25 protein-coding genes, 1 pseudogene and 1 riboswitch are annotated in these 26610 nt (G+C 63.7%); of the genes and pseudogenes, 14 read left to right on the top strand and 12 right to left on the bottom strand.

Annotated features, from left to right (window positions below; genetic code table 11):
• Together JV551A3_RS14130 and JV551A3_RS14135 are read left to right on the top strand one after the other, a co-directional pair.
• Positions 1-317 (top strand): annotated as a pseudogene (locus JV551A3_RS14130) (hypothetical protein); the annotation flags it as partial.
• A 139-nt stretch (positions 318-456) separates the two neighbouring features.
• A complete protein-coding gene (locus tag JV551A3_RS14135; protein ID WP_133972030.1) occupies positions 457-1140 on the top strand; it encodes a TetR/AcrR family transcriptional regulator in 684 nt (227 codons plus the stop codon).
• Between the two features lie 147 nt (positions 1141-1287).
• Here the strand turns inward: JV551A3_RS14135 and JV551A3_RS14140 are convergent, their stop codons facing one another.
• Positions 1288-2295, bottom strand: coding sequence for a GlxA family transcriptional regulator (locus JV551A3_RS14140; protein ID WP_112252524.1), 1008 nt, complete (start codon positions 2293-2295; stop codon positions 1288-1290).
• Positions 2296-2455: 160 nt separating this feature from the next.
• On the opposite strand from JV551A3_RS14140, the gene JV551A3_RS14145 reads away from it, so the two are divergent.
• Positions 2456-2926, top strand: coding sequence for an FAD/FMN-containing dehydrogenase (locus JV551A3_RS14145; RefSeq protein ID WP_133972032.1), 471 nt, complete (start codon positions 2456-2458; stop codon positions 2924-2926).
• A gap of 267 nt (positions 2927-3193) precedes the next feature.
• A complete protein-coding gene (locus JV551A3_RS14150) occupies positions 3194-3406 on the top strand; it encodes a PLDc N-terminal domain-containing protein (RefSeq protein ID WP_112252961.1) in 213 nt (70 codons plus the stop codon).
• Between the two features lie 46 nt (positions 3407-3452).
• Here the strand turns inward: JV551A3_RS14150 and JV551A3_RS14155 are convergent, their stop codons facing one another.
• Positions 3453-3773: a hypothetical protein gene (locus JV551A3_RS14155; protein ID WP_112252960.1), complete on the bottom strand. Its 321-nt coding sequence runs from the start codon at positions 3771-3773 to the stop codon at positions 3453-3455.
• Between the two features lie 228 nt (positions 3774-4001).
• On the opposite strand from JV551A3_RS14155, the gene JV551A3_RS14160 reads away from it, so the two are divergent.
• Positions 4002-4412: a RidA family protein gene (locus tag JV551A3_RS14160; protein WP_133972036.1), complete on the top strand. Its 411-nt coding sequence runs from the start codon at positions 4002-4004 to the stop codon at positions 4410-4412.
• A 99-nt stretch (positions 4413-4511) separates the two neighbouring features.
• Positions 4512-5384, top strand: a complete 873-nt coding sequence (locus tag JV551A3_RS14165; protein ID WP_133972038.1) for a DMT family transporter — start codon at positions 4512-4514, stop codon at positions 5382-5384.
• Here JV551A3_RS14165 and JV551A3_RS14170 read toward each other — a convergent pair.
• Together JV551A3_RS14170 and JV551A3_RS14175 are read right to left on the bottom strand one after the other, a co-directional pair.
• Positions 5381-6100: a TorF family putative porin gene (locus JV551A3_RS14170; RefSeq protein ID WP_112252957.1), complete on the bottom strand. Its 720-nt coding sequence runs from the start codon at positions 6098-6100 to the stop codon at positions 5381-5383. The two genes, JV551A3_RS14165 and JV551A3_RS14170, sit on opposite strands and share 4 nt — an antisense overlap.
• A gap of 81 nt (positions 6101-6181) precedes the next feature.
• Positions 6182-6433, bottom strand: a complete 252-nt coding sequence (locus JV551A3_RS14175) for a hypothetical protein (RefSeq protein WP_133972040.1) — start codon at positions 6431-6433, stop codon at positions 6182-6184.
• Positions 6434-6725: 292 nt separating this feature from the next.
• On the opposite strand from JV551A3_RS14175, the gene JV551A3_RS14180 reads away from it, so the two are divergent.
• The gene (locus tag JV551A3_RS14180; RefSeq protein WP_133972042.1) at positions 6726-8189 is read left to right on the top strand and encodes a DUF3300 domain-containing protein; all 1464 of its coding nucleotides are present in this window, start codon (positions 6726-6728) and stop codon (positions 8187-8189) included.
• Positions 8186-9079 (top strand): DUF2950 domain-containing protein, encoded by an 894-nt coding sequence (locus JV551A3_RS14185; protein WP_133972043.1) that lies wholly within the window; start codon positions 8186-8188, stop codon positions 9077-9079. Before JV551A3_RS14180 ends, JV551A3_RS14185 begins: the two co-directional genes overlap by 4 nt.
• A 15-nt stretch (positions 9080-9094) precedes the next feature.
• Here JV551A3_RS14185 and JV551A3_RS30975 read toward each other — a convergent pair whose 3' ends face one another.
• The 4 genes from JV551A3_RS30975 to JV551A3_RS14200 all read right to left on the bottom strand — a co-directional run bounded on the left by JV551A3_RS30975 (position 9095) and on the right by JV551A3_RS14200 (position 14079).
• On the bottom strand, positions 9095-9865 hold the full coding sequence (locus JV551A3_RS30975) for a DUF6708 domain-containing protein (RefSeq protein ID WP_235874574.1): 771 nt from the start codon (positions 9863-9865) through the stop codon (positions 9095-9097).
• On the bottom strand, positions 9862-11148 hold the full coding sequence (locus JV551A3_RS30825; protein WP_177421287.1) for a hypothetical protein: 1287 nt from the start codon (positions 11146-11148) through the stop codon (positions 9862-9864). The genes JV551A3_RS30975 and JV551A3_RS30825 overlap by 4 nt, the downstream gene beginning before the upstream one ends.
• On the bottom strand, positions 11149-13044 hold the full coding sequence (locus JV551A3_RS30830; protein ID WP_205125946.1) for a T6SS effector BTH_I2691 family protein: 1896 nt from the start codon (positions 13042-13044) through the stop codon (positions 11149-11151).
• Positions 13045-13224: 180 nt separating this feature from the next.
• Complete coding sequence (locus JV551A3_RS14200; RefSeq protein WP_133972046.1) at positions 13225-14079, bottom strand: LysR family transcriptional regulator; 855 nt, start codon at positions 14077-14079, stop codon at positions 13225-13227.
• A 92-nt stretch (positions 14080-14171) separates the two neighbouring features.
• Here JV551A3_RS14200 and JV551A3_RS14205 point away from each other — a divergent pair, with 92 nt between their 5' ends.
• Positions 14172-14600: a multidrug/biocide efflux PACE transporter gene (locus JV551A3_RS14205; RefSeq protein ID WP_133972048.1), complete on the top strand. Its 429-nt coding sequence runs from the start codon at positions 14172-14174 to the stop codon at positions 14598-14600.
• Positions 14601-14852: 252 nt separating this feature from the next.
• Here the strand turns inward: JV551A3_RS14205 and JV551A3_RS14210 are convergent, their stop codons facing one another.
• From JV551A3_RS14210 to JV551A3_RS14225, 3 genes are all read right to left on the bottom strand, one after another.
• Positions 14853-15872 (bottom strand): branched-chain amino acid aminotransferase, encoded by a 1020-nt coding sequence (locus tag JV551A3_RS14210; protein WP_013972500.1) that lies wholly within the window; start codon positions 15870-15872, stop codon positions 14853-14855.
• A gap of 136 nt (positions 15873-16008) precedes the next feature.
• Positions 16009-17586 (bottom strand): ATP-binding cassette domain-containing protein, encoded by a 1578-nt coding sequence (locus JV551A3_RS14215; protein ID WP_133972050.1) that lies wholly within the window; start codon positions 17584-17586, stop codon positions 16009-16011.
• A 326-nt stretch (positions 17587-17912) separates the two neighbouring features.
• Positions 17913-18272: a hypothetical protein gene (locus tag JV551A3_RS14225; protein WP_133972568.1), complete on the bottom strand. Its 360-nt coding sequence runs from the start codon at positions 18270-18272 to the stop codon at positions 17913-17915.
• A gap of 98 nt (positions 18273-18370) precedes the next feature.
• A riboswitch (cobalamin riboswitch) is annotated at positions 18371-18581 on the top strand.
• A 100-nt stretch (positions 18582-18681) separates the two neighbouring features.
• Between JV551A3_RS14225 and cobW the strand changes: the two genes are divergently transcribed.
• The 4 genes from cobW (at position 18682) to JV551A3_RS14245 (ending at position 25206) form a co-directional block, all read left to right on the top strand.
• Positions 18682-19749, top strand: coding sequence for a cobalamin biosynthesis protein CobW (cobW, locus tag JV551A3_RS14230; RefSeq protein ID WP_133972054.1), 1068 nt, complete (start codon positions 18682-18684; stop codon positions 19747-19749).
• 3 nt (positions 19750-19752) lie between these two features.
• A complete protein-coding gene (cobN, locus tag JV551A3_RS14235; RefSeq protein ID WP_133972056.1) occupies positions 19753-23514 on the top strand; it encodes a cobaltochelatase subunit CobN in 3762 nt (1253 codons plus the stop codon).
• 1 nt (position 23515) lies between these two features.
• On the top strand, positions 23516-24538 hold the full coding sequence (locus JV551A3_RS14240) for an ATP-binding protein (RefSeq protein WP_133972058.1): 1023 nt from the start codon (positions 23516-23518) through the stop codon (positions 24536-24538).
• Between the two features lie 101 nt (positions 24539-24639).
• The gene (locus tag JV551A3_RS14245) at positions 24640-25206 is read left to right on the top strand and encodes a vWA domain-containing protein (protein WP_133972060.1); all 567 of its coding nucleotides are present in this window, start codon (positions 24640-24642) and stop codon (positions 25204-25206) included.
• Positions 25207-25313: 107 nt separating this feature from the next.
• On the opposite strand, the gene JV551A3_RS14250 is transcribed toward JV551A3_RS14245, so the two are convergent.
• A complete protein-coding gene (locus JV551A3_RS14250) occupies positions 25314-25580 on the bottom strand; it encodes a hypothetical protein (protein WP_013972506.1) in 267 nt (88 codons plus the stop codon).
• A 342-nt stretch (positions 25581-25922) separates the two neighbouring features.
• On the opposite strand from JV551A3_RS14250, the gene JV551A3_RS14255 reads away from it, so the two are divergent.
• Positions 25923-26610, top strand: a 688-nt coding sequence (locus JV551A3_RS14255) for a sigma-54-dependent transcriptional regulator (protein ID WP_133978821.1), incomplete at its 3' end; no start/stop codon positions are given.

The following is a 26610-nucleotide window of genomic DNA, read 5'->3' on the forward strand; positions in this document are numbered from 1 at the left end:
ATACCGAAAAGGCCTACGGCAAGGTCCGCTCGCTGTCCGACGATGGCCGGGACCCGGGGGTGGTCGATGGCCTGCGCAACCCGACGTTCCTGTTCTGCGACCAGCGCGGCCTGTGGATCAGCGAAGACAACACCCACCGAGCCCGGCTGCTGCGCATCGATGCCGATGGCTCGAGACAGACCGTGCTGTCGTTCCTCAAGGCGCCCCAGTCGATTGTCGCCGATGGCAAGGGCGGCTATCTGCTGGCCGAAGGCGGGCGCAACCGCGTGCTGCACCTGACGCCGTCGCTGGAGCGCAAGACCGCCCAGCGCGACTGACCGGGCGCCTGGCTGGGCAGGCGCCGTTTGCAGGTGGCCGGTAGCGGTGGGTGATGGCTACCCGACCAACAGCGCGCTTCCCTGCATGGCTGCGCTCGCGGATAATCCCCCCATTCCAATAAACAGCCTGTGAGTGGGTATGAGTGATTCCGTAGTCAGCCTCGGCCAGCCTGAAACCGAAGGGGGGCGCAAGACGCGCAAGAACAACCCCGAGAAAACGCGCGAGGACATCCTCCAGGCCGCCATCAACGAGTTCGTCCAGCAAGGGCTGGCCGGTGCCCGCGTCGACGCCATTGCCGAGCGCACCGCCACTTCCAAGCGCATGATCTACTACTACTTTGGCAGCAAGGAGCAGCTGTACTGCGAGTGCCTGATCAAGCTGTACGGCGATATCCGCAAGACCGAGCAAAGCCTGGACCTGGAGTCGCTGCCGGCCGAGCAGGCGATCCGCCGGCTGGTGGAGTTCACCTTCGATCACCACGACCGCAACGTCGATTTCGTGCGGATCATCTGCACCGAAAACATCCACTACGGCGAGTACGTCAAGCAGTCGCCGGCGATTCGCGAAATGAGCAGCCTGGTGCTCGAGGCCTTGGGCAATACCTTGCGCCGTGGGGTGCAGGAAGGTGTGTTCCGCGCCGGCATCGAGGTCATCGACCTGCACATGCTGATGAGCTCGTTCTGTTTCTACCGGGTTTCGAACCGCCACACCTTTGGCGAGATCTTCCAGATCGACCTGTCCGATGAGCAGGTCAAGGCGCGTCACAAGGCCATGATCTGTGATGCGGTGTTGCGGTATATCCAGATCGAGCGCCGTCCCTGAACGTTTTCCATTGCCTGGGCCGGCCTCTTCGCGGGTAAACCCGCTCCCACAGGATCACCGCTGTCCCAAAGATTTGCACAGTACCTGTGGGAGCGGGTCTACCCGCGAAGAGTCCAGCCCAGGTAACACATAATTAAGCCTTGATGCTCACTCGCCCAACCGCTGCTCACGCGACGGCGGGTAGCCAAAGTAGGCCGCATAGCACTTGCTGAAGTGCGACACCGAAACAAACCCGCAGGCCACTGCCACCTCCATCACCGACAGGTCGGAATACTGCAACAGCCGGCGGCTCTTGGTGATGCGCAGCTCCATGTAGTAACGCCGTGGCGAGGTGCCCAGCTGGGCCTGGAACAGGCGGTCGATCTGCCGGCGCGAGCGCCCGCTGTAGGCCGCCAGCTGGTCGAGGCTGAGGGTTTCCTCGAGGTTGTTCTCCATCAGCTCGACGATGGTGCGCAAGTGCAGGCTCATGGACTTCTTCGCGCCCGGGCCGACCTGGCGGTAGCGGGCACCGGAGAACGACAGGATTTCCTCGACGCCCTCGGCCAGGCCGTCGCCATACAGCCGGCGCACAAGGCCAAGCATCAGCTCCATGGCGCCATTGGGGCTGGCAGCGCTGAGGCGGTCGCGGTCGAGGGTGAAGCTGGCCGGGGTAATCCGCGTCTGCGGGCTGCGCTCGGACAGGCTGGCGCGCTGTTCGGGGTGGATACTGCAGCCATAGTCGTCCAGCACCCCGGCGCGGCCGAGGAACCACGCGCCGTTCCACAACCCGCCCAGGGCCATGCCGTGGGCCGCGCAATCGCCCAGCAGGCGGTCAAGCTCGGGGTACTTCAATGGCGTGCGCAGGCCGCCGCAGATCACCAGCAGGTCCAGTTCCTTCAGCGCCTCGGCGGACAACTCGGTGGCCACCAGTTCCAGCCCCAGGTCGCTGAGCACGCGGTCGCCATCCAGCGACAGCGGGGTGAACCGGAAGCTGTCGGCGCGCAGCAGGTTGGCTGTGACCAGCACATCCATGGCCACCGTGAAGCTGGCCATCGAAAAGTGTTCGAGCAATACGAAATCGACCCGATAGGGGGCTTGGGCATTGGCGCTGGTGGACTTCAGCCGCAGCATGTTGCTGGTACTGGTCTTCTTGCTGAACTGGCGTGGCGTGGGCACTCTGGACTCCGCTTCCTGGCTGGCCTCGAGAGTGTGGCGGGTGGCCGGGGGAAAGACAATCTCCCGGGTGGCCGTGTCGTGTTCCAGGTCGTGTTCAGACAACCTGTCTGGCCTGGCCCGTTGCCGCTATGCTGATGCGCCCGTCACTGAGGATACCTTGATGAAGTACGCCACTGCCCTGTTGCTATGCCTGATGCCATTGCTGGCCAATGCCCTGGAACCGGGCGACAGGCTCGCCCCGTGGACGCTGCTCGACCAGCACGACCAGGCCTACAGCCTCGACGCCGGTACGCAGATCCTGCTGGTGGCGCGTGACATGAATGGTGCCAAGCTGGTGAAGGCGGCGCTGGCCGACCTGCCCGAGGGGTACCTGGAAGCGCGCAATGCGGTGTTCGTTGCCGACATCCAGCGCATGCCGGCACTGATCAGCAAGCTGTTCGCCATCCCCGCCATGCGCGATTACAACTACCGGGTGCTGCTCGACCGCGACGGGCGGGTGGCCAGCCGTTATCCCGGGCAGGATGGCCAGGTGCAGTGGTTGCAACTGGAGCAGGGCAAGCTGGTGAGCCAGCGGGCATTTGCCGACGCGCCGGCGTTGAAGGCGGCGCTGGAGACTGCACCTCGGCATTGATTAAATCCCTGGCGTTTCGTTCAGTGAGATGGCACATCATGTGCGCAACCTGTGGGAGCGGCCTTGTGTCGCGAAAGGGGCGCGCAGCGGCCCCAGGATTCAATCGTCACCGAATGAATTGCCGGGGCTGCTGCGCAGCCCTTTCGCGACACAAGGCCGCTCCCACAGGTTCGCGCATGCCTTGGTGCCGTTCGATCAGCCAAATCAATCTGAACCCTCGGCAGCCTCTGCAACCCAACCCATTACATGCCAAATGGGAGAGCGCTCATGGAAATCGGAACGATCTGGATCATCATCGCGGCCTTTGTGATCCTGCTGGAAATCTGGGCCATCTGGCACATCATCGGCAGTGACCGGCGCGCCGAGCGCAAGATGCTGTGGATCGTCTTCGTGGTCTACGCGCCATTCCCAGGCTTGCTGTTCTGGGCCTGGCGTGGGCCCCGGGCGGTGAAGGGCAGGGCGGTACTGGAGGAAAAATGACAGTGCGCGGCATCAGGCGCGGGGGCGCCTGGTGCCGGCCCTTACCCTAGACGATGCTGAAACGGATCGCCGACCCCAGGCCGTCGACCATCAGGCAGCCATAGAATTTTACACTCGTCAGCACACGCAGGCGCTTGAGCTCCGCGTGGATTAAATCGCGGATCCACCGTTCGGCCTCGTTGGCCCGGCCAACAGGTGTGACGCTGTCTAGCTGGACCTGCCCCAAAAGGGTGGTTTCGATGTGTTCGACGGTATCCAGCCCGATGTTCTCGCGCAAATGCTGGCGTGCCTGCGCCGCATCGTACTCATCCGCGTCCGGATCGCGTGGCTTGATGGTGTAGGCGAGTAGAAATTGATGTTTGCTCATGGTGTTTTCCTTGTTGCATGCAGGCCTCCATGCCGGGGCCTTGCAATCTATCGCCTGGCGGCCATTGCGCATACAGACGCGTGGTTCAAGGAAGCCAGCGCGCTGTGCGAAACGTCTTACACCGGGCGCCTGCTTCGCGGGCAAGCCCGCCCCTGAAAACCGCGCTTGACCTCAAGTTGACTCAAGGTTCGATACTCCGTCCCTCTTCCAACTGATCGAGGGCTTATCGTGAGCCATTCAACCGCGTTCCAGCTGAGCAATCCCGAGGGCCTGTACGACCCCAGCGGCAATGCCTATTCCCATGTCGCCGAGGTTCGTGCCGACAGCCGCCTGCTGTTCATCGCCGGCCAGGGCGGGGAGGATCGCAACGGGCGGCTGTCGCCGCTGTTCGCCGAGCAGGCACGCCAGGCGCTGGCCAACCTGGAGATTGCCCTGGCGTCGAAAGGCGCCAGCCTGGCCCAGGTGTTCAAGCTGACCCTGCTGATCGCCGAGCATTCCGAAACGCGCCTGCGTGAGTGGGTAGCCGAGGCTGACAAGGCCTGGGGCCCATGCATGAAACCAACCTGTACGCTGATACCGGTACCCCGGCTGGCGCTGGACGGCATGCTGGTGGAGATCGAGGCGTTGGCAGCGGTATAGGTCCGGGCGATTCAGTGGTGGCGTCGGATAAACACTATGTTGTATATCGTTGCTCGCCCTAGCAGCATGGCAACCATTGATCTCAGAGGTGACCACACCATGAGCACCGGCACCACCACGCTCACCGACCGCAAGGCCCGGGCCTGGGTCTGGCCTGCACTTTTCAGCCTGGTGGCCTTCGCTGCCAACTCGGTGTTCTGTCGGCTCGCGCTGAAGGATGGGGCCATCGACCCGGCATCCTTCACCGTGGTGCGGCTGGCAAGTGGTGCACTATTGCTGCTGCTGTTGATCCGCCTGCGCAAACCCGCGCTTGCGATGGGGGGCAGCTGGCGCGGCGGCCTGGCGCTGTTCCTCTATGCATTCCTGTTTTCTGCGGCGTACCTGCAGCTGGGCGCAGGCGCGGGTGCCTTGCTGCTGTTCGGCGCGGTGCAGATCACCATGTTCGGCTTCGCCTGGTACAAAGGCGAACCTGTCACCGCGCGGATGCTGCTGGGCATGTTGATCGCCTTTGCCGGCCTGCTGGTGCTGCTGCTGCCCGGTACCGCGGCGCCCCCCTTTGCCAGCGCCTTGTTGATGGCACTGTCCGGCGTGGCCTGGGGCGTGTACACGCTGCTGGGCAAAGGCTCACCCCGGCCGCTGGCCGACACCGCTGGCAATTTCGCCCGGAGCCTGCCGTGCCTGGTGCTGCTGGCACCGGTGCTGTTGATGGGGGCCGGCTTGCACCTGAGCCCGCTTGGCTTGCTGTATGCGCTGGGTTCCGGTGTGCTGGCCTCGGGTGCGGGCTATGCCGTGTGGTACAGCGTGGTCAGGCAAATCAGCGCGCAGCAGGCGGCGACCATGCAGCTTGGCGTCCCGGTGATTGCAGCGTTGGGCGGGGTTGGCCTGATCGGCGAGCCATTGTCGTTGCGCTTGCTGGTGGCGTGCGTGGTGGTGTTGGGCGGTATCGCCCTGGCGCTGGCGCCGCGGCGTTAAAAGAAACTGCGTTGCGCCTTGAGCGTGACCATGCTGTCGCAATAGGTGTTGATGCCCGAATACGCATCACACCCGCCACCACTGAGGTTGGAGTTGCTGTAGATCAGGTTCAGGTCGATGCCGAGCCAGGGGCGGGAGAGCTCCAGCGACCAATCGGAAAAGGCATGCACCTGGCTGCCACCATCAATGGTGAATGGTGTACCCAGGCGGTGATGGGCTAGCTTGACGCTCAGGTCGACCTCAAACAGCGGCAGTTGGCCGAAGTCGGCGAACAGCGTGCCGGTGCGGTTGTCGGGGTTGTCGCGTAGCGCCCCACCGAAACGGCTGCCCAGCACCGAAACGCCACCGTACAGGGCATAGCTGTCAGGGCCAGCGATGTTTGGCTGACTATAGTGGATCAACCCCACCTCGTAGCCCAGGCTGCTGTCGAACTGGTGCTTGTAGCCCAGGTAACTGTCCAGCCGCAGGGTGGAGTCGGGCGTCACGCCCATGCTCGGGGCGTACTGGCCGAGGTACCAACCGTTGGGGTGGCTGAAGTCGAGGCCGCCGTGGAACGCACCGATGGCGCTGGGGGATATCAGCCCTTGGGCCATGCTGCGTGAGGGTGTGGTGCCGAGCGTGAAGTCGAAGCCGCCCAGTTCGCGTTTGATCTGTTGGGCCAGTAGCACGGGGCTGAACAGCAGTGCAGCACTCAGCAACAGAAGGGGCCTGGTCATGGTCTCCGTCCTGGAAGGCTTGCGATTGAGCGGTAGAGCATACCTGTGCAGTTAACGGGAGGGAACCGCTGGCTGGCCCACTCAGCCTTTGGTCGAACGGTCGGCGTCGGCAGCTTCGGTCACCACTGGCAGGTTGTCGGCACGCTGGATTACCCGCCGTTGCTGCTCGTAGTCGTCCAGCGACAGGCCACGGCGTTGCAAGGCTTCCAGTTGCAGTTGACGGGTTTCTTCGGCGGTGTAGGGGCGCAGTTCGGGGTGGCTGGCACAGCCGCTGATGATGGCGATGGCAATAACGGCAAGGGTAGCGGACAGCAGGCGGGCCAAGGTGTTCATCAGGTAGCTCCAAGGGGCCGGGTGGTGGGCGGCGAGTCGATGGAGCTAGGTTATTCGGCCATGTCGTTCGGCAGAAATTGCCATTCTCGATAGTGACTATCGATGGGTTCAACACGGGTTTGAATATTGTGGAGTACCTGCGGGAGCGGGCGTGCCCGCGAAAGGGCCGGTACAGTGAATTACAGATCTCAGCCCACCCTTGGAACGCGAAAATTTCGCGCACTCGCATCTGGTCAAAAGCAGCGTCATTGCTACCCTTAACCCACGCGATCTGATCTCATGGAGAGAAGCGATGCGCATCCCATTTACAGCGGTCCTGTTGGTAATCCTGTATCTGAATGCCGCGCCTGGCCCGGTGCTGGCAGAGGACGTACCGGCCCCCGACCCGGCACCACAAGCCGACACGGTCGCGGCCAAGGACCCGGTGTTCACCCAGGAGCAACTGGACCAGATGCTTGCGCCCATTGCGCTGTACCCCGATGCGCTGTTGGCACAGGTATTGATGGCCTCCACCTATCCGGGGCAAGTGAGCGAAGCGGTGACCTGGTCCAAGGCCAACCCCAAGGCCACCGGCGACGATGCCGTCAAGAAGGTGGGGAACCAGCCATGGGACCCAAGCGTACAAGCGCTGGTGGCCTTCCCGCAGGTGCTGGCAACCCTGGGGCAGGACCCGGTCTGGGTGCAGCGTCTGGGCGACGCCTTCCTCGCGCAGCCTGACGATGTCATGGGCGGCGTGCAGCGCCTGCGTCACCAGGCCCAGGCCGCTGGTAACCTGCAGAGCAACCAGTACCAGAACGTGACCGTGCAGACCGCCCCGGCACCGGCACCGGCCTCCAGCGGTAGCAGCACCCAGGTGGTTACGGCCAGCAGCCCGCCCACCACCATCATCATCGAGCCGGCCGACCCCCAAGTGGTGTACGTGCCCAGCTATAACCCGACCACCACTTACGGCACCTGGGCCTACCCGGCTTCGCCGCCGGCATACTACCCGCCACCGCCCATGTACTACCCCGGTTCCGCGCTGGTGGCAGGCCTGGCCTTCGGTACCGGCGTGGCGATCGTTGCCTCGCTGTGGGGTGACTGTGACTGGGGCAACAACGATATCGACATCGACGTCAACCGCTACAACAACATCAACGCCAACAACCGCATCACCAACAATCAGAACAAATGGCAACACAACGCCGCCAACCGCGACGGCGTACCGTACCGCGACTCCCGCAGCCGCCAGCAGTACGGTCGCCAACTGGACGGCGCTACCCAGCGTACTGCCTTCCGCGGTGACGACGCCCAGCGCGCCCAGGCGCGGGACAAGGCCAGGGCGTCGATGGACCGGGCTGGCATCGAACGGCCAGCCACCAGCAACCGCCAGGCACGCCAGCAGATGCGCGAGGCGCAGACGGGCAATTCGATCGGCAACCGCATGCAGCCCCGTAGCGACAACCCGAGGGCAACCGAACGCCGACAGGAAACCCGCAACACCCAGGTTCGGCAGCATAACAACCAGGTGAACCAGCGCAGGCAGGGCGAAGGCCAAGGGCGGCAGCTGGCGCAAAATCGGCCTTCCAATACCGCCGGCCGGGCGCGTAACAATGCTTTTGACGGCGTGCGTTCACCCTCGCGCACCAGTGCGCAGGCTAGTCGTGGTCGCACCAGCCAGTCGTTCGCCCAGCGCCCGAGCGCATCGCGTGCCGCCGGGCACCAGATTTCCCGGCCCAGTGCGCCCGCACGCCGCGGGGGAGGGGGCCGCCGATGAACCGTCAATCGATAGCGGCACTGGTAATCGCAGCCGGTATGGCCTGGTCAACCCTGGCCGCTGCGCAAGAAGTCTTCCCGACACCGGAGAAGGCGGTGGAGTCCTTTGTTGCGGCGCTGGGCGAAGAGAAACCTGATGAAGCCCGCCTGGCCCGATTGCTGGGCGATGACTGGCGTACCTACATACCGCGCGGCGGTGTGCAACGCAGTGACGTTGACACCTTCTTGGAGCAGTATCGGGCGCAGCACAGCATCGACATGTCGGGGGCAAACAAGGCCATTCTCGCGGTGGGCAGTGATCACTGGACGTTGCCCATACCTTTGACCAAAGGCGGCGAGGGTTGGCGTTTCGACCTCAAGGCCGGCAGCGCCGAAATCCGTGCCCGGCGTATTGGCCGTAACGAACTGGGTGCCATGCAATCGATGCTGGCCTACCACGATGCGCAGATGGACTACGCCACCCAGGACCACAACGGCAACGGTGCGCTGGAGTACGCGCAGAAGATATTCAGCGAGCCCGGCAAGCATGACGGGTTGTACTGGGACGACGACGGCGATGGCCAGGTCAGCCCGCTGGGCCCGCTGTTCGGCCAGGACATGGTCGGCGACGCCTGGTATGGCTACCACTTCCGTATCCTCGACGCACAGGGCCCATCCGCCCCCGGCGGTGCCTACAGCTACCTGATCGGTAACCAGATGAGCCGCGGCTTCGCCATGGTTGCCTGGCCGGCCAAGTACGACGACACCGGGGTGATGAGCTTCATGATCAGCCATGACGGCGAGGTGTTCGAGAAAGATCTCGGGCCGCACGGCGACAAGCTGGCCAAGGAAATGAAACGCTTCGATCCGGATGACAGCTGGAAGGTGGTGGACGTGCCGACGGGGGATTGAGCCGCTCGTATCGCTTCAGGGAGCTGTTCTCGATTCCAGATCCATATCGGACGGCCAGTTTACCTTGGGTGCCAAACGCAGGGCGAACTCACACCAGAGCACATCGTTGTGGTCTTTGGGTTCGCCTGGTGGCGGCAGGGCTGAGGGGCCTTCCTGCATGTAGGTGCAGATGTAGGCCCAGGCATGCTCATTGGCGCCCATCGTGACCAGAGGAAAACGGTCGATGACATTGTTTGTGCCTGGGGCAACGATGGAGAGTGTGACACCCCATTTGAAAATTAACCCACCGTTTGGCAGTGCGCCGGTCTGGGACCAGCGCTCGGCGCGGACTTGGAACCAGTCGTAACTGACCGGTACGACTTTGCCCTTGTCGAAGGGGTTCCACCATTGATGCTTGAAGTTGTAGGCGTAGATTTTATTACGGGCCCGGTTGAAGCGAATGGGCAGGTCTCGGGGCGCTGAGAGATCTGCCCGGAACAGGACAACGGTGCACCATGCTGACAATGAGAGCATGATAATTTCCTGAAGAACACTCTCGATGTCCGTTGGGTTTGTATGCCTGATCACCCAAGGAAGGTCAACCAGTATCGAAATCAGAAAGATAAGTGCCAATATCGAAACGATCCCACGATACGCCATTGCTGAGCGAGAAATCTCGAGGTAAATATCATCTTGAAAGTTCGGCGTATGGGGAGCCAAGCCAGGTTCTAGAATCGGTGCATCGAAGGGCGATGGCAAGTCTTCTTGCCAGCCAGTGCAGGGTGGGATCAGTCTTGGGCGGCTCATTTTTTTTTGCCCTTGTTGGTGCGTATCTCATTCTCTATTAATACAACCTGAGCGAGTGTTGTTTTGTCATCTTTGTCAGGCCAGAAGTTTAGGGTGAATTCTATTGCCTGGATGGTGTGGTGGTCGGACAATGGCAGCGTTCCTTGAATGGTGAGGGCTTTAGTCATTGGGTCGACCTTTGTGAATGGCTGCTCGGGTGTTCTTGAGAAGAGCTTATTGGTCGCTCTGTCTTGAGCTTGCAGTTCCAACGGCGACGAACTGTCTGCGGACAGTACAGCTAATTCACTACCTCTAGGTCCGTGGTACAGGCTTAAGCTCCACTCGTAATGCGATAGGTGCTGATTGAAGTTTGGAATGCGAACAAAGAAAATCAGGCCGACGCTTGCCGGGACCGCATTACTATCACTGGTAAATATCGTTGACGCATTTTCTTTGTCGATGGAGTGATTGATTTCGAATTGGATTTGAATCGAGACCTCCGCCTCCAAACCGAGGAGGGACGCATTGAGAGCGGCAATGGCCGCGTCCATATCGGTGTTGGTCACCCATTGGCGATGTGATTCCGGTAACCCCCACCGGGCATTTCTGGCCCAAATCTGCGTTGCTGATGATTCTTTGTGCTTGGCTGAAGTTGCAAGCAGATAGGCTGCTATGCCCAAGGTGATGCTTATGCCTATCGGGCCAAGTAAAGCGCTGGAGCCAAATGCGGCCCAGACGCCAAATGCTGCGGCCCCGAATGAAGTGGCACTTGCGAACCGGTAGAGGCGAGCTGCAGAGCCATCTCCTACTCTCTCGGATCTAAGGTTTGCATACCTGTACTGAGCCGCATCCATGACACCAGCAAGCGCAGAAATCCCCGCGCCGAATCTGGCAATACCGGTTCCCAATGAGATTGTTGTCACCGTCCCCGGCCACGGTATCTTCGGACGCACAAGCGCAACAACCAGTCCCGCTGCTTCGACGCTGGCACCCAACAACCCAAGCGAAGAAGACCAGATCGCCGCAAGCGCCTCCGGATTATTCTGATGCGTCTCTTGCAACGCCCGATAGTTCTTGCCCAGGCTATCCTGCTGGAACCATATACCCCCCAAGGCAAGCAGCAGCTTCACGCTCCCGCTACTCGCTGCAGCATCCCGCAGGCTGCGCATCGCATCGCTTGCCACGCTTTGCGCTGCTGTAGAACTGATCTTCAAACCACCCGTAACCTGCGCACGCAGCGTACCCGCACCAATCGCAACATTGCGTACCAGCGCCCCGACGCCGCCGGCTGCACCCTCGCGCAACTACACCAACCGCGCCTGCAAACTCTCGGCGCTTTCCAGCGTCCAGAGCATCACCTCGACCATCTGGCTACGGTTACCCGCTGCCGCGATATTAATCGCGCCACTCAGCACCATGGCTCGCACCTTGCGGCCCAGGGGATCACGGAACTGCTTGTCTACCTGCTGCAGAAACGCATCGGTCCGCGCCTCCAGGGCTTCATTGAGCAAACTCATGTACTCGCCCACTGTCAGCGACACCCGCAGCGGCGTCACCTTCTGCCCGGCGAACAGGGTAAACGCCGAGCGATGCACATCGCCGATCAGGGTCTTGGTCCGTTCACTCAGGTGCTGGTTGAGCGCATTCCCTGCGCTGTTGGTCGCGGCCAGCAACTGGCCAACGGCATCCTGTATCGGCTTGATCATCAACAGCTGGCCATCGGCGGTGCCGGCGATGCCCTTGATGATGTCGTACACCTTGCCGAAGTCGTCCCCGGCCAGCGCGCTGGTCACCTGCTGCATCAGCTTTTGGTTCTTGGCCAGTAGCGCCTTGTAAAGCAGGCTGCGCTCGTCTTCCAGCAGCTGCTGCCAGATATGCTGGGTGATCCCGAGCGGCTGACCCTCCTGAGGCAGGGTTTCAGTGGGCCCGCCGGCCAGGCAGGCGGCCATCATCTGGATGAAGTACTCCACCGAAACAGGGGAGGTCGCGTCATAGTCGTGGTAGCCGATCTGCTGAAACGCCCGTTTGGCATAGTGGCGCGCATACAGATCGCCAACCTGGTCGATCATCGACTGCCAGTTTTTCAGTTCGCGGTCGTAATCGGCCTGGAACGCGGCGCGGGCGCTTTCGTCGTAACGCTCTTCCAGCCGCTCGCGCGCTTCTTGCTGTTTGCGCGCGGTGTTGCGTGCGGTCTGCGCGTCGATGTCCACCTGCGGCAGATACGCCTTGGCCGCGATCGGGCTGTCGTTCCACTGCTCGACCTGCCTGGCTTCCCGCTGCGCGTCCTCGGCACCCTGCGCGGCCGCCATGGCCGCGTGCAGTTCGCGGATGCCCAGTAGCGCTTGCGAGGTGAAGTATTCGAAGTGCCGCTGCGGCTGCGCCCGCCATTCCTGCAGGGCTTGCACCCAGCCAGTGCGCTGCGCGTTGAGCTCCATGACCATGCCGACCGGGTCGGGCAGCGTCAGCGCCAGCAGGCCATTGGGCAGTTGTTCCTGCTGGATGACATTGCGCACATGGGTGCGAGTTTCATGCCAGCGGCCCAGGCGGCTGTAAAAGCCATGAGCGCTGGTAAACCTGGCAGAGGAAAAGGTAGAGAACTCCAGCACCTGCTCCAGGCCGAAGCGGAAGCTGTCGGTCATGGCGATGCCGAGGCTGGCAGGGTCGTTGCGTGCGGTGTTCAGGTCCACTTCGACGAAGCGGGCGAGGGTGCCCGGGTCACTGTCGGCGATGCCTTGCCGATAGCGGTCGAGTACCGCACGGGGCCAGGGGTCGTTGGCGAAGGCGATCCAGGCCTTGCGGTAGAGCAGGGTATCGATGTTGATGAACGAGGCGATCACATCGTGGCCTTCGGTGGCGCATACCTTGGGTAACGACCTGGGTGGCCCCAAGGGCATCTGCGATACCGGAAAGCGCTGCAAGGTGCCTTCCGCCGCTACCTCGTAGGCCTGCCAGATTTCCTGATCGAGCAGTACGTAGACATAACCCTGGCGCAGGAGGCGCAACTGGTCGGTGTGCATTGGGTGGAAGATGATTTCGCTATCGTCTGCCAGGCGATACGGGCGCCCCGTATCCGGGCGTGGGGCGTAGGCCTCGCGCAGCAGCAGAATCGGCAGGCCGGAGCGTTCGCAGGCATTGCAGGTGCCGTACGTGTTGGGGATCTCTTCCTGCATGGCGATGTGGATGGCTTTGCTGATGCTCATCAGGAGTTCCTTTTCCAGTGATTTGACGCAACGGCCAAAACACTAGCGAGGAACACCTTCGCGGGGGAGCGATGGGCTTCCTAAAACGTTGTAGGATTTTTCGCTTTAGTGCCCTGTAGGAGCGGCCTTGCGTCGCGACGGGCTGCACAGCAGCCCCAGGGTCTTGCAGGCGATAAAGGCCTATTGCCCCAACATCTGTCGCACCAGCCACTGCCCCGCCGGCCCCAGCGCGCGCCGGCTCGACCAGGCCACATCCATGTCAACCCGTCGCGGGTACCCGGCCACCTGCAGCTCCACCAGCCCACTGCCAAACCGAGCCACCAATGCCCTGGGCAGTTCGGCCCAGCCAAACCCGCGCACGGCGAACTCCAGCAGGGTGAGGTAGTCCGGTGCTGACCAGGCCTGGCCACGACCGTGATGCAAGCTAGGGGCATAGGTCTTGATATACAGCTGCCGGACGTTCTCCAGGTGCTGCGTCTGCACCTGGGGCAAAGCCGCCAACGAATGCCCGCTGGCCACGTACACCGCAAACTCTGCCTGCTCGGGCAAGCGTGCCACGGCAACGTCAGCGGGGTAGCTGGGCTGGGTGGCAAGAATGCCGATATGTGCCAGGCCCTGCTGGATCAGCTCGATCACATCGGCATCTTCCGACGGGCCGCAGCGCAACTCGGTATGCGGGTAGTGCTGGGCAAAGCGGGCCATCACCGCGCCCTGGAAGGTAACGCTGTAGCTGTCCGACATCACTACCGAGACCAGTGCCTCGACGTTTTCCGCCAGCCTTACCGCCAGGGCATCGAGTTGTGCACTGGCATCGAGAATCGCCTCCACATGGCTCAGCACCTGCCGCCCAGCCTCGTTCAGGGTGGGATGACGGCCGCCACGCTCGAACAACGGGCAACCTACATCGGCCTCGAAATTGGCGATGGCGATGCTGATGGTGGACTGGCTTTTGCGCAACTTGCGCGCCGCAGCGGAAAACGAACCCAGCGATGCAGCTTCGACAAAGGCGACCAGAGCTTCGGGTGAATATCGCATGGTATTGATAAAACCGATGGTAGCTATGTCGCGAGTATCAGTTCTATCAAAGAAAATGGGAAGCACGACTCACGCAATGGATGGAATTTGCAATGAAAAACGTGTCTTTCACCGAACGCCTGGTTCATGCCGTCGGTTATGAAGTGTTCGCCGTGCTGCTTTGTGCGCCGCTGTTGTCCTGGATCATGGGCAAGTCGCTGGCGACGGCGGGGGCGCTGGCGGTGACCCTGTCGGTGATCGCCATGTTGTGGAACATGGTCTACAACGCGCTGGTCGATCGCTACGTGCGGGTCGAGCGCATCCACTGGACGGCCGGCGCACGCTTCGTGCACGGCCTGGGCTTCGAAGCCGGGCTGGTGGTGTGGTGCCTGCCGGTGGCGGCGTGGATGCTGGAGATTTCGTTGCTGCAGGCGTTCATGGTGGAGCTGGGCTTCTTCGTGATCATCCTGCCCTACACCGTGCTGTACAACTGGGCTTTCGACAAGGCCCGGCACCTGTTGATGCAGCGTCGCCTTGCGTGAGAACTACCTGCCTGCGCCGTACCTCGATTTGTGCATTGTGCGGACATCCTGGGGCCGCTTCGCAGCCCTTTCGCGACACAAGGCCGCTCCTACAGGGACGGCGCTGGTTTCAGGCATGCGCTGTACCTGTGGGAGCGGCTTTAGCCGCGAACACCGGCGCAGCCGGTGCCATCCGAAGTTAACCGGGTCAGCCGAAAAAAAACGGGGCATGCCATCGCTGGCATGCCCCGTTCTTCAAACCGCTAAAGCGCCTCAGGCGACCTTGACGATCCAGCCAGCCGGTGCTTCCACATCACCGCTCTGGATACCGGTCAGCTCGTTGTAGAGCTTCTGAGTAACCGGACCGACCTTTTCCAGGTCGTGGAATACATGCAGCTTGCCGTTGTACTCGATGCCGCCGATCGGGGTGATCACCGCAGCGGTACCGCAGGCGCCGGCTTCGATGAAGCGGTCCAGCTTGTTGATCTCCACATCGCCTTCGATCACGGTCAGGCCCAGGCGCGATTGCGCCAGTTCCATCAGCGACAGACGGGTGATACCTGGCAGCACCGAAGCCGATTTCGGGGTGACGAACTCGTTGTTGGCGGTGATGCCGAAGAAGTTGGCCGAACCGACTTCCTCGATCTTGGTGTGGGTCAGCGGGTCGAGGTAGATGGCGTCGGCGAAGTTGGCCTTCTTCGCTTCTGCGCCCGGTTGCAGGCTGGCGGCGTAGTTGCCACCGACCTTGGCCGCGCCGGTGCCTTGTGGGGCCGCGCGGTCGAAGCTGGAGATCTGGAAGTTGTGCGGCTTCATGCCGCCCTTGAAGTACGAGCCAACCGGGATCGCGAAGATCGAGAAAATGAACTCGGGGGCGGTGCGCACGCCAATGTTGTCACCGGTGCCGATCACGAACGGACGCAGGTAGAGGGCGCCTTTACCGTGCGGTGGCACGAACTTCTCGTTGGCCTTGACCACTTGCTTGCACGCCTCGATGAACACATCGGTCGGCACCTGCGGCATCAGCAGGCGGGCGCAGCTGCGCTGCATGCGGGCGGCGTTCTGGTCCGGGCGGAACAGGTTGATCGAACCGTCCTTGCAACGGTAGGCCTTGAGGCCTTCGAAGCACTGCTGGCCGTAGTGCAGGGCCGTGGAGCCTTCACTGATGTGCAGTACGTTGTCTTCGGTCAGGGTGCCTTTGTCCCACTCGCCATTGCGCCATACGGACAGGTAGCGTTTGTCGGTCTTGATGTAGTCGAAACCGAGCTTGTCCCAATTAATGCTTTCGTTGCTCATGACACCCTCATTGTCTTGCAAGTGCCCGATTGCTCGGGCTGCTGTTATATGCGCACCACGCCACCATAATACATCCGTGGCAGATCGGGAACGGCCAGTCACGAATTGATAGCCTGCAATGCATTCATTGCGGCTTCTACAGGTGCAGGTACTCGTCCAGCGCCAGTTGGTCGAGCAGTACCTGGTCGTGGGACGCCACCACCAGCGCCCCGCGAAACTGCCCGAGCATGTGTTCCAGTGCGGCCAGCGACGGCAGGTCCAGGTGGTTGCCGGGTTCGTCCAGCAGCAACAGGTCGAGCGGCTGTTCGCGGTATAGCACGGCGGCCAGTGCTGCTTTCATCCGCTCACCACCGCTTAGCAGGCCGCTGGGCAGTTCGATGCGGGCCGCATCCAGGCCCAGTTGCGCCAGGCGGCTGCGCAAGTCGCTCTGGGCCAGTGTCGGGTTTGCCTGGCGCAGGTGGTCGAGCACGCTAGTGTGGCCTGGTAGCGCGCTGCAGTGCTGGTCGAGCAGGGCGGTTTCACCACTGAGGCGCAGGCTGTCGGGCGGTGCTGGCAACTCACCGTTCATCAGCCTGAGCAAGGTGGACTTGCCACTGCCATTGGCGCCGACCAGGCCCACCCGCTGGCCCAGGCACAAGCGCAGGTTCAGTGGTTTGCGCGTGCCGCGAGGCAGGTGCAGCGCCTGCAAGGCCAGCACTTCGCGGCCCGGATTACGCTGCGGCGTGGGTGCATGCAAGGTAATGGCGCTGTCCTGTTCGACTTCGCGGGCGGCGTCACGCACTTTGCCCTGCAGCGCCTGCCGGGCGTCGCGATGGTCGCGGCGCTGCTTGCCCGCAGTGGCCTGGCTGCGCTCCTGCTGGCGGTCGACCAGGATCTTGGCCTGGTTGGCGTGCCTGGCGTTGCGCCCGGCGCGGGCTTGATGACGTTCCAGGTCTTCGCGCTGGCGCTGCAGTTCGCGCGCCTGGCGTTGCTGCTGCTGTTTCAGCCGGGCAAGTTGCTGTTGGGCCAGCGCCGTCTGGCTGGCTTTCTGAGCCGAATAGAAACTGTAGTTGCCGCCATAGGCCTGCAAGCCCAGGCTGGACAATTCGACGATGCGTGTCATGTGCGCGAGCAGGCTGCGATCATGGCTGATCACCAGCAAGCCCCGGTCCCAGGCTTCGATCATGCTCAGCAGTTGGGCGCGGGCGTTGCTGTCCAGGTGATTGCTTGGTTCGTCGAGGATCAGGTAGTCCGCTTCGCTGAGCCAGGCGCCGACCAGCGCCACGCGCATGGCCTGGCCACCGCTCAGGCTGTGGGCGGGCTGCTGCCAGTCGAGCTGGCCCAGGCCGTGGCGTTGCAGGTGCCCCTGCAATTGCTCGCGGATATCCCAGCGTTCGCCAACGGTGTCGAAGTCACTGGCTGCGACGCTGCCTTGCTCGATGCGCTCCAGCGCAGCGAGCACCGTGCCTACCTGGGCCAGGTCGGCGACCGTTGCGCTGTGCTCGATCACCTGCTGGTTCAGAAGATGGATGCGCCCAAGGCGCCGACACTGGCCGCTGCTGGGTTCGCGCTGGCCGGCAAGTATCTGCCCGAGCAGGCTCTTGCCCACACCGTTGCGCCCGACCAGGCCGGTGCGGCGTTGGTCGAAGGTTTCGCTGAGGTCGGTAAATAACAGCCTGCCGTCAGGCAAGGCCAAGGAGACGCTGTCCAGCGTCAGGATCGACGTGTTCGTCATGCACAACTCCACAAATGCCGCGACATCTCCGGAGCGAACCGGAGCCTGAAGACTGGCCGTCGAAGGGACGGCGGCATCAATGGCGCATTGGACGAACACCTCATGACAGGGGAATGCGTAGCCTAGCGGAAAGAGGCATCGTTGTCGCGGGAAAGCAGATTCCACGAGTGCGCCGCGGCCCCTGTAGGAGCGGCCTTGTGTCGCGATAGGGCTGCGAAGCAGCCCCAGGGTTTCAGCAAAGCCGCACAAATTGCTGGGGCTGCTTCGCAGCCCTATCGCGACACAAGGCCGCTCCTACAAGAGCCAGGGCCGCGCATGCCCCTGGTTCAGCGCCCCATCAAGCGCCTGGCCCAGTCGCCGCCGTGGGTCTGCTGGCAGGCCTCTTCACTGTCAAACCGCACATGCCAGGCCGGATGATCCAGCTGAATGCCAGCCTGCTCTAGTGCAAGGCCCGTCAGCGCCAGCATGCGCACCTTCGCGTCGCCCGCCACGGCGGCGGCCTTGTCTGCCTCTCGCTCGAACACCCAGGTTATTCGCAGGCTGGCCGGAAAATCCTCGGGAGCGAGACGGTGGGTAAGCCAGCTGAAACCGACGATCTCGGCCTTGGCGGTTTCGCAGGCTTCGGTCAGGCAAACCACCAGTTCACGCTCCAGGCGTGCCATATCGCGCTTGTTCAGGGTTTTCACCGGTGGGCCTCGCTGCTCAAAGCCACCACTGTAACGCAGTTGCGCCCCTTGTTGTCGGCCAGCCCGACAGCAATGGTTGACCACCCGCCAGCCACTGCGTAGCCTTGCCACTTCGAGGTTCTTCGGCCAGGCCGAAGCTAAGACGGGAACGCGGTACAAGCCGCGGCTGCCCCCGCAACTGTAAGCACCGACAACGGATCGACACAGCCACTGCGCGCGCGCGGGAAGGCGTCATCCCGCCAGCCTGCTGCACCAGCGGGCACATGGAACGGTGCGAGCCAGGAGACCTGCCTCGTCACGTTTTCGACTTTCAACCGGGCGGGGTGATCCGGTGGCGAACAAGCCCGGCCGGCATGGCCCGCGGCTGTCGTCCTGCATGCCCGCGCCAATCTGCCAAGGGCAATGCGACATGAAAACACTGGCCAAGCTCCCCGTCACCATCGTCACCGGCTTCCTCGGCTCGGGCAAGACTACCTTGCTGCGCCACATGCTCGACAACGCCCAGGGCCGCCGCATTGCGGTGATCGTCAACGAGTTCGGCGAGCTGGGCATCGATGGCGAAATCCTCAAGCAGTGCAGCATCGGTTGCACCGAAGAAGAAGCCAGCGGCCGCGTCTACGAGCTGGCCAACGGCTGCCTGTGCTGCACCGTGCAGGAAGAGTTCTTCCCGGTGATGCGCGAACTGGTGGCACGCCGTGGCGATCTGGACCATATCCTCATCGAAACCAGCGGCCTGGCCCTGCCCAAACCGCTGGTACAAGCCTTCCAGTGGCCGGAAATCCGCAATGCCTGCACCGTCGACGCGGTGATCACCGTGGTCGACAGCCCGGCCGTGGCCGCTGGCACCTTCGCCGCCTACCCGGACCAGGTCGACGCCCAACGCAAGCTTGACCCCAACCTGGACCACGAATCGCCGCTGCACGAACTGTTCGCCGACCAGCTGGCCAGCGCCGACCTGGTGGTGCTGAACAAGGCCGACCTGATCGACGCCGAAGGCCTGGCCAAGGTCCGCGCCGAGGTGGCCGAAGAGCTGCCGGCGGCGGTCAAGGTGATCGAAGCCAGCAGCGGCAAGCTGCCGCTGGAGGTGCTGCTGGGCGTGGGCGCCGAGTCCGAAGCGCACATCGATGGCCGCCATACCCACCACGATTCGCACCATGACGGCGATGACCATGACGATCATGACCACGACGCCTTCGACTCCATCTCCATCGACCTGCCAGAAGCCGACGAAAGCCTGCTGCTCGACGCCCTGACCCAGCTGGTGGTGGAGTTCGGCATCCTGCGTGCAAAAGGCTTCGCGGCCATCCCGGGCAAGCCGATGCGCCTGCTGGTGCAAGGCGTGGGTACCCGTTTCGACAAGCACTTCGACCGCGCCTGGCGCGCCGACGAGCCGCGCATCACCCGCCTGGTGCTGATCGGCCAGGACCTCGATGCCGCCCAGCTGGAAGCGCGCCTGCGCCAGGCCCTGGGCGCCTGACCCATGCACCTGCTGCGGACCCAGCCCGGCGGCTTCGTGCCGGATGACAGCATTGCCGACCTCGGCCAGACGCCCGCCGAGCTGGTGATTCTCTGCAGCGGCGATTCGCACCTGGCATTGCTCGCCGACACCGCCGAGCAATTGCCCGACGATTACCCCAGCCTGCGCCTGGCCAACCCGATGCAGGTACAGAACCATGCCTCGGTCGACCTGTATGTCGACCAGGTACTGCGCCATGCCAAGGTCATCCTGGTGTCGCTGCACGGTGGCGTCGGCTACTGGCGCTATGGCGTCGAGCAATTGGTCGAGCTGGCCGGCCGTGGCGTGCAGCTGATCCTGGTGCCGGGCGACGACCGCCCGGACCCGGAGCTGACCAGCCTGGGCAATGTCAGCGGCGAGCAGGCCGAACGCCTCTGGCACTACCTGCGCCAGGGCGGCAAGGCCAACGCCATCAACCTGTTCAACTGCCTGGCCAGCCAGTGGCTGGGCCGCGACTATGCCTGGGACGAGCCGCAACCTTTGCCGCGCACCGCCGTGTATCACCCGGCCAAGGGCAGCGCCACGCTGGAGGACTGGTACCCGCAGTGGCACCCCGAACAGCCGGTGGCGCCGCTGCTGTTCTACCGCTCGCATCTGCAGGCTGCCAACACCGCGTTCATCGACGTGTTCTGCCAGCGCCTGCAGGCCGCCGGGCTCAACCCGTTGCCGATTGCCGTGGCCAGCCTCAAGGAAAGCGCCTGCCTGGAGCAGGTCGAAGCCTGGCTGGACGAGGTGGGTGCCGAAGTGCTGGTCAACACCACCGGCTTTGCCCTGTCCAGCCCCGAACGTCCCAACCTGCGCCCGTTCCGTCGCGACATCCCGGTGCTGCAGGCCATTTGCGCGCAAGACAACCAGCCCGGCTGGGAAGCCAGCGAGCAGGGCCTGGGGGCGCGTGACCTGGCCATGCACATTGCCTTGCCCGAACTGGACGGGCGCATCATTACCCGCCCGGTCAGTTTCAAGGACATGGCGTGGCGCAGCGAACGCAGCCAGTCCGACGTGGTCTGTTACCGCGCGCACCCCGAGCGCATGGATTTTGTCGCCGAGCTGGCTCGCCGCTGGGTCGAGCTGGCGCGCCTGCCGAATGCGCAAAAGCGCGTGGCCCTGGTGCTGGCCAACTACCCGACGCGGGATGGCCGCATTGGCAACGGCGTTGGTCTGGATACGCCAGCGGCCGCGCTGAACATCCTCCAGGCCCTGCAGGCCCAAGGCTATCCGCTGGCCGACTTGCCGGGCAGTGGCACGCAACTGATCCACCAGTTGCTCGGTGGCGTGACCAACGACCTCGACCAACTGGACCTGCGCCCCTGCGCGCAGAGCCTGAGCCTGGCCGATTACCAGGCCGCCTTCGAGCGCCTGCCAGAGGCCAACCGCCAGGCCGTGCTGGAGCGCTGGGGGCCGCCGCAGCAGGACCCGATGTACCGCAGTGGTCGGCTGATGGTGGCCGGCCTGCGCTTTGGCTTGACCTTCGTCGGCATCCAGCCGGCGCGGGGCTACCAGGTGGACCCCAGCGCGGTGTACCACGACCCCGACCTGGTGCCGCCGCACGGCTACCTGGCGTTTCACTTCTGGCTGCGCCATGCCTTTGCCGCCGACGCGGTGATTCACGTCGGCAAGCACGGCAACCTCGAATGGCTGCCCGGCAAGGGCGTCGGGTTGTCGGCGCAGTGCTGGCCGGACGCCTTGCTCGGCCCGTTGCCGAACATCTACCCGTTCATCGTCAACGACCCGGGTGAGGGGGCCCAGGCCAAGCGCCGCACCCAGGCGGTGATCATCGACCACCTGATGCCGCCGCTGACCCGTGCCGAAACCTATGGCCCGTTGCGCCACCTGGAGCAACTGGCCGACGAGTTCTACGAAGCACAGCTGCTCGACCCGCGGCGCGCGCGCGAGTTGCAGCGCGACATTCTGGAGCTGGTCAAGGCCAACCACATCGACCGCGAACTGCAGCTGGAAGGCCAGCTGGACGATGCCGCCGTGTGGCTGCCGCGTCTGGACACCTACCTGTGCGACCTGAAAGAGTCGCAAATTCGCGATGGCCTGCATGTGTTCGGCCAGTCCCCGGAAGGCCGGCTGCGCCTGGATACCCTGCTGGCGCTGGTGCGGGTCGAGCGTGGCGACGGTCGCGGCGGCAATGCCAGCCTGCTGCGGGCTTTGGCCAAGGCGCTGGTGCCGGGTTTCGACCCGCTCGATTGCGAACTCGGGCAGCCGTGGCAGGGCGCACGCCCCGAGCTGTTGCAGGCCGTGAGTAGCGAGCCCTGGCGCACCTGTGGCGATACCCGCGAACGCCTCGAACTGTTGGCGCTGCAAGTAATCGACCAGGCGCTGGGCGGAACAATACAGTTACCAGCCCAGAGCGAATGGCAGCCGGTGCACGATGTGGTGCAGGCGCTGCGCGAAGGGGTGGCCCCCAGCCTGGACGCCTGCGGTAGCGCTGAAATGAATGGCCTGCTGGCGGCGCTGGCCGGGCGTTTCGTGCCCGCCGGCCCCAGTGGTGCGCCCAGCCGCGGGCGCCTGGATGTGCTGCCCACCGGTCGCAACTTCTATACCGTGGATGTGCGCAACCTGCCCACCACCACCGCCTGGCGCCTGGGCTTCGCCTCGGCCAACCTGATCCTGGAGCGCCATCTGCAGGACCACGGCGACCACCTGCGCCAGCTCGGCCTTTCGGTGTGGGGCACGGCAACCATGCGTACTGGCGGTGACGACATCGCCCAGGCCATGGCGCTGATGGGCGTGCGGCCGGTGTGGGCCACCGGCAGCCAGCGGGTCGACGATTTCGAGATCCTGCCCCTCAGCCTGCTCGACCGCCCGCGGGTGGATGTGACCTTGCGCGTTTCCGGCTTTTTCCGTGATGCCTTCGGCAACCTCATCCGCCTGTTCGACGCCGCAGTGCAGGCGGTGGCCGCACTGGACGAACCCGACGATCTCAACCCCCTGGCTGCCCGCGTGCGCAGCGAACGGGCTGCGCTGCAGGCGCAGGGCGTGGACGCCGAGCAGGCTGCGCGCCAGGCCGGCTGGCGGGTGTTCGGTGCCAAACCGGGGGCCTACGGCGCCGGGGTGCAGAACGCGATCGACGGGCGCCTGTGGCACAGCCGCGACGACCTGGCCGAGGTCTACCTCAACCACGGCGGCTATGCCTACGGCGCCAGCGACGACGGTACCCCGGCCCGCGCCCAGTTCGCCCAGCGCCTGGCCAAGGTGCAGGCGGTGTTGCAGAACCAGGACAACCACGAACACGACCTGCTCGATTCCAACGACTACTACCAGTTCCAGGGTGGCATGTTGGCGGCGTCGGAAACCTTGTCCGGTGCGGCAGTTGCCAGTTACCACGGTGACCATAGCCAGGCCGACCGGCCGCGCATCCGTACCCTCAAGGAAGAACTGAACCGGGTCATCCGCGCCCGGGCGCTGAACCCGAAGTGGATCGACGGAGTCAAGCGCCATGGCTACAAAGGCGCCTTCGAGATGGCGGCGACGGTCGACAACCTGTTCGCCTTCGATGCCACCACGCAGCTGATCGACGACCATCATTACCAGGCGCTGGCCGATGCCTACGTGCTCGACCCGGCGACCCGCGATTTCATGCGCGAGCACAACCCCGAGGCCCTGCGCGACCTTACCGAGCGTTTGCTGGAGGCCCAGCAGCGCGGTCTGTGGCAGGCGCCGGGCGACTACCGCGAAGCCCTCGAGGAACAACTGCTCGACGGCGAGGAACAGGCTTGAAATGAGTGAACCCGTGCAATTTCCACTGGCAGCCGTGGTCGGTGCCGACGACCTGAAACTGGCGCTGTGCCTGACCGCCATCGACCCCAAGATTGGCGGCGTGCTGATCGAGGGGCCGCGCGGCATGGCCAAGAGTACCCTGGCCCGAGGCTTGGCCGACCTGCTCGGTGAGGGCCCGTTCGTCACCCTGCCACTGGGCGCCAGCGAAGAACGCTTGGTCGGCACCCTCGACCTGGATGCCGCACTGGGGCAGGGCAAGGCGCAGTTTTCCCCGGGGGTGCTGGCCCAGGCCGATGGCGGCGTGCTGTATGTCGATGAGGTCAACCTGCTGCCCGATACCCTGGTCGACCTGCTGCTTGACGTGGCGGCCAGTGGCACCAACCGTGTCGAGCGCGACGGTATCTCGCACCGGCACAGTGCCCGCTTCGTACTGATCGGCACCATGAACCCGGAGGAGGGCGAACTGCGCCCGCAGTTGCTCGACCGCTTTGGCCTCAACGTGGCCCTGGAAGGCTTGCCCGAGCCTGAGGCGCGTCAGCAGATCATTCGCCGCCGCCTGGCCTTCGACAGCGACCCGCAGGCCTTCTGCGCGCAATGGGCCGAGGCCCAGGCACAATTGCGCGAGCGCTGCCAGGCGGCGCGTCACGCCCTGGCCGATATTGCCCTGGACGACCAGGCGCTGGCCTGGATCACCGAACGCTGCTACGCCGCCGGGGTCGACGGCCTGCGCGCCGACTTGGTCTGGCTGCGCGCCGCACGCGCCCACTGTGCCTGGCGTGGTGGCGAGGCCATCGAAGAGGCCGATGTCGATGCAGTGGCCGAGTTCGCCTTGCGCCATCGCCGCCGCGTTACGCCCCAGGCCAACCCGCCTTCGGCGCCGCAGCAGCCTGAGCAACCACCCGGTCGCCAAGGCGCGGGCAACCCTGGCGAACAGGGCGGGCAGGGCGACTGGGGCGCAATGCCGGCGCAGCCGGTAGCCAGCGGCGCCCGCCGCGAGGTGCCGAACTGGGCAAAAAAGCCCTGAGCATCCCCCAGCCACCTGCCAAAGGGGCGGATGCCAAAGCAGGCGCAGGCAAGCAGTACGGGGCCAGCCGAGGCCGCGCGCACAGTGCTGCGGCCGGTCGGGTGGCCTGGTTGCCGACCCTGCTCAAGGGCCGGCCACGCCAGCGCCAGGACCTGTGCTGGCAGCAACGCCAGGCCAGGCCCGCAGAACTGTGGCTGGTAATCGTCGATGCATCGGCCTCGACCCGCCGCCACCAGGCGCTGGCACAAACCAAAGGGCTGCTGGCGGCGCTGTTCGACCAGGCCTACCGCCAACGTGCCCGGCTGGCCCTGCTTACCGCCAGCGGGCGCACGCCGCAGTGGCAGCGCCATGGCCTCAAGGCCTCGGCCGCTTTGCAACCGTGGCTGCAAGCCTTGGGGGCTGGTGGCGGCACGCCGTTGATCGCGGCGCTGGAGCTGGCTCGGCACTGGTTGCAGGCTCGGCGACGGGCCCATCCCGAAGAAGCATTACGCTGCCTGGTGTTTACCGACGGTCGCCTGCAGTACTGGAATACCGTTCAGCCGCTGCCGTGTGCCACCCTACTGGTGGATATGGAACTGGCGCCGGTGCGCCTGGGGCGTGCGCAGCGTCTGGCACAACAACTTCAGGCTGATTACCAGCACCTGCAACAGTTCAGGTTGGTGGATTGAGAAAGTATCGGTGCGGCACTATGCCGCAACAAGAAAAGTTGCCAGAACAGCAACCCGGAAGTTGTACAAGTGCGTGGCGATGCACGCACTTGGTTTGCCGGCCGATATTATTTCGGCATCGACCACGGTTGCAGGTCGTAACCTTTTTCGCACAGTTCGGCACGCACTTCCTCGATCAGGCTGGCCCACTGGGCCGGGTCGGAGTAGATGCGCGAAGACACCTGCTTGCTGCCGATGCGGGTGCTGGTCCGGTCGATCACTGCCAGGCTCAGTTCACCAGTACCGTTGGGTGCATCCCAGGCTACGCACTGGAAGGGTTCGAAGGCGTGGTCGGCAATCAGCAGTGCTTCGTTGACACGGAGCGGGGCATTCATGGTTCGGTCTCTCTATGGTCCCAAACATCCAGGTGAAGTCCGCGTTGCTTCATAGTCGCCTCGGTTATCGCGAAGTGCAGCGCGGGGTTATGTGTACTGATGCTCGTTGTCCGGGTGCGAGTCACACATTGGTTGTAAAAAAATTTGCCAAGGTTGAATCCGTTCTTGCCCATGCCGCCATGTGATGTCGATAAAGTGCGAAAATTCCCGTCACGTATTGTAAAAAATTGATTCGGCAGACAGACGGTACTGGGAACCGTCAACTTCGTTGCTACTGTTAATCGGGCGCCACAACTTGCTGTTTTATTTCAAAAAACCGAAAACTGGCGCCAAGGATCGGTCATGCAGCAGCCTGCCGCCCAACGCCGTTTGCTCATCGTCGACCCCTGCGATGACTGTCACCGTTTGTTGCCTGGTTTGCGCAGCGCGGGCTGGGATGTACACAGCTGCATGCTTGGTGCCGCGCTGGATCATCCTTGCGATGTGGGCCTGTTGCGCTTGCAGGCGTCGCACCTTAGGCGCCCCGACGGGGTCAAGGACTTGATCAAGCGCAGCCACACCGAATGGATTGCAGTGCTCAGCGCCGAACAGCTGCGAATGCCGGCGGTCGGCGATTTTGTTTGTGAATGGTTCTTCGATTTCCACACCTTGCCGTTCGACGTTTCCCGCGTGCAGGTTACCCTGGGCCGCGCCTTCGGCATGGCGCGCCTGCGCGGCAAAGGGGTGGCGAGGGTGGATGAAACGAGCCACGAGCTGCTCGGCGATAGCCGCCCGATCCGCGATCTGCGCAAGCTGCTGGGCAAGCTGGCGCCTACTGAGTCGCCAGTGCTGATCTGCGGTGAAAGCGGCACCGGCAAGGAACTGGTGGCCCGTACTTTGCACCGCCAGTCGCAACGCAGCGAGCAGCCGTTCGTTGCCATCAACTGCGGGGCCATTCCCGAGCACTTGATCCAGTCGGAACTGTTCGGCCATGAGAAGGGCGCTTTCACCGGTGCTCATCAGCGCAAGGCCGGGCGCATCGAAGCGGCTC

The organism is Pseudomonas inefficax (assembly GCF_900277125.1).
Classification (GTDB): Bacteria; Pseudomonadota; Gammaproteobacteria; order Pseudomonadales; family Pseudomonadaceae; genus Aquipseudomonas; species Aquipseudomonas inefficax.